The organism is Colwellia sp., assembly GCF_013215345.1.
GTDB lineage: Bacteria > Pseudomonadota > Gammaproteobacteria > Enterobacterales > Alteromonadaceae > Colwellia.
Genome location: NZ_JABSOV010000130.1, coordinates 1 through 10288, shown reverse-complemented (window position 1 = coordinate 10288; position 10288 = coordinate 1). Strand labels below are relative to the sequence as shown.

Below are 10288 nucleotides of genomic sequence, written 5' to 3'. Positions count from 1 at the left end.
AGCCATATTTATTGTTGCTTTCACTATGGGAGGTCTCAATTATGTTACCACTATCTTACAGGCTCGCACCAAAGGTATGACGCTAATGCGTATGCCTTTAACTCTTTGGGGAATTTTTGTCGCGACGATTTTGGGATTGTTAGCTTTTCCTGCGTTGCTAGTCAGTGCCATTATGATGATTTTTGATAAAGTGATCGGTACCAGCTTTTTTATGCCGGCCATTTTATCGTTAGGAGAAACATTAGAGCATAGCGGTGGTAGTCCAATATTGTTTCAACACTTATTTTGGTTTTTTGGCCACCCGGAAGTATACATAGTGGCCTTGCCTGCTTTTGGCATGGTTTCTGATGTTATATCCATCCATGCTCGAAAAAATATTTTTGGCTATCGGATGATGGTTTGGGCCATTATCGCCATTGGAGGTTTAAGTTTTGTTGTTTGGGCACACCATATGTATGTTAGCGGTATGAATCCATACTTTGGCTTTTTCTTTGCCACCACGACACTCATTATTGCTATTCCTACGGCGTTAAAAGTTTACAACTGGCTGTTAACTTTATGGCGCGGCAATATCCATCTTACCGTGCCAATGTTATTTGCCATTGGCTTTATTTTTACTTTCACTCATGGTGGTTTAACAGGGCTGATGTTAGGCAATGTGGTAATAGATTTACCTTTGTCAGACACCTTTTTTGTTGTTGCTCATTTTCATATGGTGATGGGAGTATCACCCATAATGGTATTATTTGCTGCCATTTATCATTGGTTTCCACTAGTAACCGGACGTTTTTTAAATAATAAACTGGGCAAGTTTCACTTTTGGGGCACATTTCTAGGCACTTATGCTATCTATTTACCCATGCATTATTTAGGTTTTTTAGGAGTACCTCGACGTTATTATGCCATGGGAGATACCGATTTCATTCCTGAATCCGCCCAGACTCTTAATGCCGGTATTACGGTTTCAGCTATTATTGTTGGTTTAGTGCAAGTGGTTTTTATTATCAATGTCATTTGGAGTACTTTTAAAGGCAAGAAATCAGGCAGGAACCCTTGGCAAGCGACATCACTAGAATGGCAAACAGCACAATTCCCCCCAGGGCATGGTAATTGGGGTAAGAAATTACCTCAGGTTTACCGTTGGGCATACGATTATAGTGTGCCTAAAGTTAAAGATGACTTTATTCCACAAAATATCGCCCCCAAAGACGTTGAATATCTAGCTGATGAGCAAAATAATAGCCCGAGGGAGAAGTAATGCACATTATTAAAACATTGCGAGTAAAACCTTGGTTGCCCGCTGAGTTAGAGCCAGAAGCTAGCCTACCCTCTGCGCTACTTAATAAAGAAAAAGCCGCGAGTACCGCATTACAATTTTTATTGGCGGTGATCACTGTGGTATTTCTATTATTTACCATAACTTTTTTGCAACGCACTCAGTCTTTTGATTTCCAAGCATTATCGGGAGAGCCATGGTTACCGTTTACCAATGCCGACATTTTATGGCAAAACAGTGCTTATTTATTATTGGCAAGTATTAGTATTATTTTAGCGAAAAAATTTGCTGAACAGCAAAGCCTCTACGCCATAATTATTTCATTAACAGCCACAGCATTATTTACTTTACTGTTTATCAGTGGCCAAGTTCAGGTTTGGCAACAACTGAATCAGTCAGGTTTCTATATCACTACTAACCCAGCTAACAGCTATTACTTTTTACTTACTGGTGTGCATGCCTTACATATTATTGGTGGCGTATTAGTATTCATGCGTTGTATATGGCTCTTTGCTTTTAACCTCTCATACCAACAGCTAGCTTCCCGCCTCAAGTTGTGTGCTCGGTATTGGCATTATTTATTTTTTATTTGGTTATTTCTATTTTTTTTATTAACCAGTGATGCCGATACTTTTAAAACTATTGCTTTATTTTGCGGCTTCTAGGGAGGGTTTATGAAAAATGATGACCATCAAAAAGACCATGAGGCAAACAATAAAGTAACTAGTGCCTCTTCTTGGCAAAGTGTAGTGAACGATTTTAGCGCCGATAAACAGTCTTTTGACATGCCTTGGGGCAAGTTGATGATGTGGATATTTTTATTAAGCGATACCTTTATCTTCAGTATTTTTCTTACCAGTTATATGAGCGTACGTATGTCAACAGCTATTGCTTGGCCTAATCCAAGTGAAGTTTTTGCTTTAACTATTGCTGGTCATCACATCCCCTTGGTCTTAATCGCCATTATGACTTTCATCTTAATCACTAGCAGCGGCACTATGGCTATGGCGGTAAATTATGCCTATCAAGGAAATAAGAAAAAGACCGTCTATTTAATGCTAGCAACGGCATTATTAGGCGCCAGTTTTATTGGCATGCAAGCATTTGAATGGACAAAATTGATAGTAGAAGAAGGCATACGGCCATGGGGGAACCCAATGGGAGCGAATCAATTTGGCGCGGCATTTTTTATGATCACCGGTTTTCATGGCTTACATGTCAGTGCTGGTGTTATTTATCTTACCGTGATTGCCAAACGAATTAATCAAGGAAAGTACGACCAGAAAGGTTATCACATCGTTGAAATTACCGGACTATATTGGCATTTTGTTGATTTGGTTTGGGTATTTATTTTTGCATTTTTCTATTTATGGTGAGGCAAATATGATGAAACAAAACACCAAAATAAAAATAGTTGCAGCAAAGTCTGAGCAGCATCCAATCAGTATGTACCTGAAAGTGTGGCTATTACTTTTTGTCTTAAGTGCCTGTTCATACATGGTTGATTACTTTCAATTTCAAGGCGTACTCAGATGGACACTTATTTTAGTTTTTATGTTTTTAAAAGCTGGCTTAATTATCATGGTATTTATGCATTTAGCATGGGAGCGAATGGCCGTTAAGTTATTACTATTTTTGCCACCCATTGCTATTTTAATTTTTATTGCCCTGATGTCGAGTGAAGCAGATTATGTTTTTGTTAACCGAATAATGTCGTTTTTTAACCCTTGATATTATTGCTTTGTAGGTAGGAGAGCAAATGAAAAATAGCGCTAACACTTCGTTGCAAGAATCTCAATTAGCTAGCTGGCAAGATTACCTCACCTTATGTAAGCCAAAAGTAGTGTTGATGATATTAATCACCGCTATGGTTGGTATGTATCTGGCCAGTGCCCAAAAATTTGACATTAAGTTGATAATAATCTCAACTATCGCCATAGGCTTTGCCGCTAGTGCCGCAGCGGTTATTAATCATGTCGTGGATGTTAACATTGATGCCAAAATGCAAAGAACTCAATGGCGACCTTTAGTTAAGCAACGCATTGGCAATAAGCAGGCGCTGTTTTTTGCTGCTAGTTTGGTATCTAGCTCAATGTTTTTATTGTTAAATTACATCAACCTTTTAACTGCATTACTGACCTTAGTTGGCTTTATTGGTTATGCCTTGATATATACTTGTTTTTTGAAACATAGAACACCACAAAATATTGTTTATGGTGGCTTTGCTGGCGCCATACCACCTTTGTTAGGTTGGACCAGTATCACCAATAATATTGCTCTAGAACCCCTATTATTAACCCTGATTATTTTTTTGTGGACGCCAGCTCATTTTTGGCCCTTAGCAATAGATAGGCTTGAGGATTATCGACGAGCTAAAGTGCCCATGTTGCCGGTAATTAAAGGGGTTAACTATACTAAGACTTGCGTTGTTTTTTATACACTAGCAACAATTATTGCTAGTGTATTACCGTACTTTTTTCACTATTCTGGTGAGCTTTATTTATCATTAGTTTTGCTGTTAGGACTATGGTTTGGCTATTATGCCATTCAATTAAAAGTGGCCGTTGATAATCAATTAGCATTGAAAACATTTTATGTTTCCATTTATTATTTAATTGCACTTTTTATTGCCTTATTACTCGACCGCCTTGTTGTTTACTGGTGGTAAACCGGCATGAAGACCTTGTCTAAGAATAAGTCTAATTGGCAACAAGCCTTAATATTACTACCTATTTTAGTTGTCATAACATCAACGCTACTTTTTTATCGTTTAAGCACTAACACAGATTCTCATACCGATATTGAGTTGCCTAAGATACAAGGCATTATATTAAAAGAGGCACAGCTATTAACAAATATTCAACTAGCTAACCATCTAGGACAGGCTATTAATAGTGACTATTTCATCGGAAAGTGGCACTTTATTAGTTATGGCTATACTCAGTGCCCTGACATTTGCCCAACGACTTTATTCACATTAACTCAGCTTGCTAACTTGCTCAACGCAAGCAATGATAAGCTAGATACACAATTTATTTTTTATACCATTGACCCAGACAGAGACTCTCAAACAATACTTGCTCAGTACATTCATTATTTTTCAGATAAGTTTGTTGCCCTTCGTGCAAAAACCTCACTAGATGCACAAAGCTTTCAACAAAGTTTAGGGATAAAGGTCAAAATTAATCGCGCTTATGTAGATAAAGCGGATAAGCATGCCATTAAAAACCAAGATGCTATTTCAGCGGCAAAAGATCAGTCGTTTTATCAAGTTAGCCATGGGCTAACAATATTACTCATAAATCCAGCAGCTGAATTACAGGCGGTGTTTATGCCTGAAGTAACAAAGCTTGGCATGAATAGTTTTACCCCTGATATTCTTTATCGCGACTATCTAAAAGTTATCAAATATTATCAACAACGCAGTTTACTCTAAGCTCTAAAAATGAACTTTTTAGTGAACTTACCTAAAATGACCCAATGACTAAAACTAGTAGGCATTGCAACATTAAAAATAAGTTAACTCCATTCCCTCCCATTTCAATAAAGTAAAATAAACAAAAGGAAAGGAAAGAAGCATTTCAGCTCCGGGTAGTTAACAACGATTCCACTGCACTAAATAGTCTTTATTTAGTGGTAAATAAAAAACGCTCAAGTACTTTTAACGCACAAACAATATAAATAATAGCGCCTGATATTAATAAAATACGCTGGGCTAAAATAGCATTAAAATTTGAGTCTGCCGCCATAGCACTGTTTATAATAACTAATAAGGCAATAAATCCTGAGCTATAGTACTTCGACATATTAGTACCAGCAAAGATGTGGCGACCAAAAAATAACGTCGTTGCGAGTAATAGCAGCAAGTAAAAGTAAAATTGTGGTACCGCAACAATTAGCCAATAGAAAAACCAAGCAAATACACCACCAAGCGAGGTCGACAACAATGAGTTTCGACCGGCTTCTTTACCTTGAGTTAAATCAGGTTTTAAGATGAATATCGCTGAAAAAATCATTATTAACAAATAATCACTCAAGCCAAAAGTAATAAACACAGCGGCAATTGGAAAAGTAACTAGGGTACTTTTAAGGGCCAGCTGAGCGGCGACTTTAGCATAGCGATTAGTGTATTTTGGTTTTACTGGAAACTGGGTAAAACTTGGATCAGGAAAAACAAAATGCGCCAGCCAAAGCATAGCAATGGTTAACCAGCTTGAATAAACAAAACCTGCCGAAAACCCTATAGCTAAGCCTTCATTGCTATTAGCAATCATAGGTAACACTAAAATGGCAATCATCGACATTAAGGTAAACCAAAACGAACCACCACGGTTTAAATAATAATATAAATGAAATAACACTAAGGCCAACGCAATTAAATAGGCGATAGGATATTGTAAAAAAAACAATGAGAAAGCCAACCCTAGAGCAAATGCTTGTAAGGTACTCATCATGTTGTTGAGGCTAGCTTTTAGCGATGGTTTTGGCAATGGCATTGCTAAAATCAACGCGGTAAAAACAGGCATTAAAAAAGCCAGCGGCCAATTAATGCCATAAGCTAAAGCGCAAGCAACAGTAACACCAAAAGCAAAGCGCAAGACACGCATAGCATTAACATCTGCATATAATGTCAAAATAAAACTAGCTGGCCTGGCACTAACCTTAGCTTTTATGCTAGTAGACATAAGAAAGTATGCTTAGTACTCGAATCCACAACCAACCTAAGCTGTTCACAAACCAATTATCGCCGGTATAAATTTGTACATCGGCTTGCCCGCCTAAACGGCGCTTGCCTTTAGTACTGTCATCATCAAAGGTGATCATTACCGGGAAACGTTGAGCATCTCTAAGCCAACCAGTTTTTGACTCAACATTTGCTAACCCACCAACAGCACTGGTAGAAGAAGTATCAACGGCAAAACCTATACTGCTGATTTTTCCGTGATAAATGGTGCCAGGATCAACATCTAGCGCTATTTCAACTGGGTTACCTATGGCTAAATTGGCTAAATTATTCTCGCGTAAATTCACTTGAATCCAAGCCGTATTACCCTCAATAAAAGTCATAGCTGCCGCGCCAGCTTTAGCATAAAAACCGGTATCAATTTGCAAGTTAGTAATGCCACCTAAAGACGGTGAAAGTACTACTGTTCGGCTTAAATCAAGTTGTGTTTTTTTCAATTTCGCCATGGCAGAGCGAATACGAGGGTTATCATTTCCTTCAACACCTAATGCTTGCTTGGCTTTATCTAAGTTCGCTTCCGCACTAATTACCTGAGCTTTACTCGCCTTGATTGCCGCACGTGCTTTGTCACCGTCAGAATGTGAAAGGACATTTTTACGCTCCATTTCAAAAACACGAGCACTTTGTGCGTTAACATGTTCAACATTGGTTTCTGCCACCACAAGTTGAGCTTGAGCGGTAACCACAGAGGCCATACCGGCACCAATTTCTTGTCCGGCTAACTCCAAGGCAGCTTCAGCATCTTCAACGGCCAACTCATAATCACTTGGGTCAATACGAAATAAGACTTCACCCGCTTTTACTATTTGATCTTGTTTAACCAGTACTTCCGTTACCCGACCTGACACTTGCGGCACAATAGGGATAACATAAGTTTGTACTCTGGCCTGATCTGACCAAGGCGCATGTCTGTCAGCTATGATGTACCAGATAAAGATTAAAGCGGTAATAGCCAAGACATATTTAGTGATCTTGCGTACAGGGTCATGGCTAACTTCTGTTACCTCTGCTACTTCGGCCGTTTTTTGTTCTTGCTTTTGTTCTGACATGCTATTTATCTTTCCCTAATTAAATTTACATTTGAGTATTTTATTAAATACAACAAGGTATTAAGCGACACTCATCTTAACTTTATTCGATATTATCATCGATAAGTCATCTTCATAACGCGAGTCGTGGGCGATTAAAGTGATGGCTTGCTTACTAATAAAACTACCGGTATAAGGATCTTCTTCATAATAACGATCTGACTTTTCCAACAAACAGTTATCTGCTAATTCTGCGCGGAAATTTCCGCCATCATGAATTGCTGCTGACATTGCAGGTGTATAGCGCTCAATTTTAATGTAAATGCACCACCGGTAATAGTCGCTTTAAAACATTGTCGCTGGCTAATTTTATTAATAATATCTTGTTCTGTTAAATGCTCTGCTAATTGTTCTGTTAGTTGCTCAGTCACAATCGAACTCCCTAAGCTAGATGGTAAATACGGTTATATCACAAGCTTAATAGTACTTCAAAGTCAGGTAACTTAATGCTATTAACTGTAATTTCAGCTCATTGCTAACTTACTTGCGGCAGATATAACTGTTAGTTACGGACTTGTTTAAGTAAGCACTGCATTAGCTGATTATTGTAGCTATGAATAAAATTTTGATTATTAAACAGCTGCGGTAACTAAATAATAATGACCAGCAAGATCATAGCCCCACCGAGTAAAGGCTGTATTTTGCTATTTTCCGTAAGAACACTAGTCAAGCTACCATTGAGGCTGGTAGAATCTATCGCATTATATTTTTCGAACATAAAAGAAGACATTGAGATGGGCAGAGCTTACCAAAACCGCAAATTATCTATGGCCAAAACCGCTGGGGCCAAAACTAAAGTTTACTCTAAGTACGGTAAAGCAATTTACGTTTGTGCTAAAAATGGTGGTATTGATCCCGATGGTAACCTTACTTTACGTGGCTTAATTGACCGCGCCAAGAAAGACCAAGTTCCTACTCACGTAATTGAAAATGCGATTAAGAAGGCTTCTGGTGCTGGCGGTGAAGATTTCGTTGAAGCACGTTACGAAGGCTTTGGTCCAGGCAACTGCATGGTAATTATTGACTGTTTAACTGATAACGGTAACCGTACCATTAAAGACGTTCGTCAATGTTTTTCTAAAAGCAACGCAAAAATTGGTTCATCGGGTACAGTTTCTCATATGTTTGATCATCAAGCTGTTTTTGCCTTTAAAGGTGAAGATGATGAAACCGTATTAGAAAACCTAATGATGGCTGATATTGATGTAAGTGACGTTGAATTAGAAGACGGTATTATTACCGTTTATGCACCTCATACTGAGTTTTTCAAAATCAAAACTGAATTTGCTAACTCTATGCCAGAGTTTGAGTTAGAAGTTGAAGAAATCACTTGGGTTCCACAAAACTACATCGATGTTGAAGGTGAAGAAGACCTAGCAAACTTTGAGAAGTTTATTGCCATGTTAGATGATTGTGATGATGTACAAAACGTTTATCATAATGCTGAAATTAAAGATTAAACTCTCTAGCTAGTACTTACAGGTTTAGATACTGTTACCTTAGCTAAAGCCAAAAAGCCAATATCATCACTGATATTGGCTTTTTTGGTTTTTGGTTTTTGGTTTTTGGTTTTTGGTTTTTGGTTTTTGGTTTTTGGTTTTTGGTTTTTGTGACATAGGTAACACCTAATCACGGTGTATTTACTAATACCTTATTGATGATAAAGTGGTAATACTTTACCACTCAAGCTGCCACGCCATTTTTTACCCTTCTCGATAAATAATATCTCACCATAATTGCCACGTTTGATACTTGAATCTATAGCGATTACGCGACCTTGATAGCGGGTCTCTATTTGTTTTTGTGAGGTGTGGCCGACAATTAGATGTTCGACATCAAAATGTTTAAGTAACAAGTCAATTTCACTAGACGTTGCTCCACCATCTTTTCCGCGATCGGCTGCAAAGTAACCACGATACCAAATAGGGCCGTTAGTCTTGTGCAAGTACTTTGCCCAGCCTTCCCGAGGTTTATCAAGCTCAGCTTTAACCAGGCTATCTTTAAACACTGTATTGATTTCCACTAAGCTGCGCTTTTCTGTCGCCAAACTTGGATGGAAACCACCGTGAGCAAATAACATATTATTTACTTTTACTAATACCGGTTTACTACGTAACCAGTTACCGATAATACTATCTTCGGCAAAGAGTGTTTCAAAGGGCTTATTTAACTTACTCGCCGTTTCAATATATTTAGCATGTAAGTAACGTAAATCACCATTAAGTACCATCACTTCATGGTTACCTAAAGTCAGATGAATATCACCGCCTGCTTTTTTCGCTTGCTGCTCTAAATCATATAAAAACCATAGTATTTCAGTAACCTTGTCACCACGGTCAAAAATATCACCCGTGATAACAAAGTGTCCGCTACCAAAGGCCCAGTCTCTATTTTTATCAATAATGTTGTTATTGGTTAATAACTCAATCATTAAGTCATATTTACCGTGAAAATCACTTAAGGCTGCGACTGGATAATCACCTGAAAATTCAAGTACCTTATTTTCAATACTGCTTAAAGCATGTATCGCGGCAGGCATGTTACAAGCAGATACCGACAGAGGAAAGTTAACCATTTTAGTGGTTTTTGTTAGCACTTCCCCTTGGCACAGCCAGTAAGATTCAAGTTGTTGCTGTTCATTAACAAAAACATAAGGGCCGTCATTTACTGGTGCTAATGCGTCAGCTTTTACTTTCTCATCGGATACATTCGTTGAAAGAGGCAAAGCAAAAGTTGAAGCACTACTAGCTAGCAATATAATTGATGTTAGCGCGATTGAGCGTGCGGTAATGGAAAGAGAAGAAAACATAGAAACTCCGGAAAATGAGATAAACAAGATAAGGGTAAGGTACTGCAGGAAACGTCTTACTAGAGAAGAAAGCGACTTCCATGTGAGGATTTAAAATGGAGGCTAGCTTGGCTAGCCTCCATAACAATTAGCTTAGTTTGTTAAGCTTAGAAGCTGATTTCAGCACCTAAATAGATATAACGGCCTTTACCACCACCGTACTCGCTATCAAAATTACCTTTACCACCTAAGATAAACGCACCGTTATTATCAAAGATGTTATTAACACCACCGAATAAACGTAAGTCCGCCTCATTGGCTACATCCATAGTGTAAGAGACTGAAACATCATTTCTTACGTATGAAGGTAGGGCTAACTTGTAAGGTGCTTC

At 38.2% G+C, this 10288-nt stretch carries 13 protein-coding genes; 7 read left to right on the top strand and 6 right to left on the bottom strand.

The window, feature by feature from the left end; translation table 11 throughout:
* The 6 genes from HRT50_RS15615 to HRT50_RS15590 all read left to right on the top strand — a co-directional run.
* A partial coding sequence (locus HRT50_RS15615) for a cbb3-type cytochrome c oxidase subunit I (RefSeq protein ID WP_291616142.1) occupies nt 1-1258 on the top strand: 1258 nt, incomplete at its 5' end.
* On the top strand, nt 1258-1941 hold the full coding sequence (locus HRT50_RS15610; protein ID WP_291616140.1) for a cytochrome c oxidase subunit 3: 684 nt from the start codon (nt 1258-1260) through the stop codon (nt 1939-1941). The genes HRT50_RS15615 and HRT50_RS15610, both read left to right, overlap by 1 nt.
* 9 nt (nt 1942-1950) lie before the next feature.
* Complete coding sequence (locus tag HRT50_RS15605) at nt 1951-2652, top strand: heme-copper oxidase subunit III family protein (protein ID WP_291616138.1); 702 nt, start codon at nt 1951-1953, stop codon at nt 2650-2652.
* Between the two features lie 7 nt (nt 2653-2659).
* Complete coding sequence (locus tag HRT50_RS15600; RefSeq protein ID WP_367238885.1) at nt 2660-3007, top strand: cytochrome C oxidase subunit IV family protein; 348 nt, start codon at nt 2660-2662, stop codon at nt 3005-3007.
* A gap of 28 nt (nt 3008-3035) precedes the next feature.
* Nucleotides 3036-3944: a heme o synthase gene (locus HRT50_RS15595; protein ID WP_291616136.1), complete on the top strand. Its 909-nt coding sequence runs from the start codon at nt 3036-3038 to the stop codon at nt 3942-3944.
* Nucleotides 3945-3950: 6 nt separating this feature from the next.
* The gene (locus HRT50_RS15590; RefSeq protein ID WP_291616134.1) at nt 3951-4712 is read left to right on the top strand and encodes an SCO family protein; all 762 of its coding nucleotides are present in this window, start codon (nt 3951-3953) and stop codon (nt 4710-4712) included.
* A gap of 190 nt (nt 4713-4902) precedes the next feature.
* Here the strand turns inward: HRT50_RS15590 and HRT50_RS15585 are convergent, their stop codons facing one another.
* The 4 genes from HRT50_RS15585 to HRT50_RS15570 are packed head-to-tail and all read right to left on the bottom strand — an operon-like array spanning nt 4903 to nt 7479.
* Nucleotides 4903-5961 (bottom strand): DUF2955 domain-containing protein, encoded by a 1059-nt coding sequence (locus HRT50_RS15585; protein ID WP_291616132.1) that lies wholly within the window; start codon nt 5959-5961, stop codon nt 4903-4905.
* On the bottom strand, nt 5951-7069 hold the full coding sequence (locus HRT50_RS15580) for an HlyD family secretion protein (protein WP_291616130.1): 1119 nt from the start codon (nt 7067-7069) through the stop codon (nt 5951-5953). Before HRT50_RS15580 ends, HRT50_RS15585 begins: the two co-directional genes overlap by 11 nt.
* A 60-nt stretch (nt 7070-7129) precedes the next feature.
* Nucleotides 7130-7339 carry a hypothetical protein gene (locus HRT50_RS15575; protein WP_291616128.1) on the bottom strand — a complete coding sequence of 70 codons (210 nt, stop codon included), beginning with the start codon at nt 7337-7339 and terminating at the stop codon, nt 7130-7132.
* Entirely contained in the window at nt 7294-7479 is a 186-nt protein-coding gene (locus HRT50_RS15570) for a hypothetical protein (RefSeq protein ID WP_291616126.1), read from the bottom strand. The genes HRT50_RS15575 and HRT50_RS15570 overlap by 46 nt, the downstream gene beginning before the upstream one ends.
* 363 nt (nt 7480-7842) lie before the next feature.
* Here HRT50_RS15570 and HRT50_RS15565 point away from each other — a divergent pair, with 363 nt between their 5' ends.
* On the top strand, nt 7843-8568 hold the full coding sequence (locus HRT50_RS15565) for a YebC/PmpR family DNA-binding transcriptional regulator (RefSeq protein WP_291616144.1): 726 nt from the start codon (nt 7843-7845) through the stop codon (nt 8566-8568).
* A 191-nt stretch (nt 8569-8759) separates the two neighbouring features.
* Here the strand turns inward: HRT50_RS15565 and HRT50_RS15560 are convergent, their stop codons facing one another.
* Together HRT50_RS15560 and HRT50_RS15555 are read right to left on the bottom strand one after the other, a co-directional pair.
* Nucleotides 8760-9917, bottom strand: a complete 1158-nt coding sequence (locus HRT50_RS15560; protein WP_291616124.1) for a metallophosphoesterase — start codon at nt 9915-9917, stop codon at nt 8760-8762.
* Nucleotides 9918-10063: 146 nt separating this feature from the next.
* Nucleotides 10064-10288, bottom strand: a 225-nt coding sequence (locus HRT50_RS15555) for a TonB-dependent receptor (protein WP_291616122.1), incomplete at its 5' end; no start/stop codon positions are given.

Coding starts and splice junctions, on each gene's coding strand:
- HRT50_RS15610 (WP_291616140.1), top strand. CDS start 1,258: ATGCACATTATTAAAACATTGCGAGTAAAACCTTGGTTGCCCGCTGAG.
- HRT50_RS15605 (WP_291616138.1), top strand. CDS start 1,951: ATGAAAAATGATGACCATCAAAAAGACCATGAGGCAAACAATAAAGTA.
- HRT50_RS15600 (WP_367238885.1), top strand. CDS start 2,660: ATGATGAAACAAAACACCAAAATAAAAATAGTTGCAGCAAAGTCTGAG.
- HRT50_RS15595 (WP_291616136.1), top strand. CDS start 3,036: ATGAAAAATAGCGCTAACACTTCGTTGCAAGAATCTCAATTAGCTAGC.
- HRT50_RS15590 (WP_291616134.1), top strand. CDS start 3,951: ATGAAGACCTTGTCTAAGAATAAGTCTAATTGGCAACAAGCCTTAATA.
- HRT50_RS15585 (WP_291616132.1), bottom strand. CDS start 5,961: ATGTCTACTAGCATAAAAGCTAAGGTTAGTGCCAGGCCAGCTAGTTTT.
- HRT50_RS15580 (WP_291616130.1), bottom strand. CDS start 7,069: ATGTCAGAACAAAAGCAAGAACAAAAAACGGCCGAAGTAGCAGAGGTA.
- HRT50_RS15575 (WP_291616128.1), bottom strand. CDS start 7,339: ATGTCAGCAGCAATTCATGATGGCGGAAATTTCCGCGCAGAATTAGCA.
- HRT50_RS15565 (WP_291616144.1), top strand. CDS start 7,843: ATGGGCAGAGCTTACCAAAACCGCAAATTATCTATGGCCAAAACCGCT.
- HRT50_RS15560 (WP_291616124.1), bottom strand. CDS start 9,917: ATGTTTTCTTCTCTTTCCATTACCGCACGCTCAATCGCGCTAACATCA.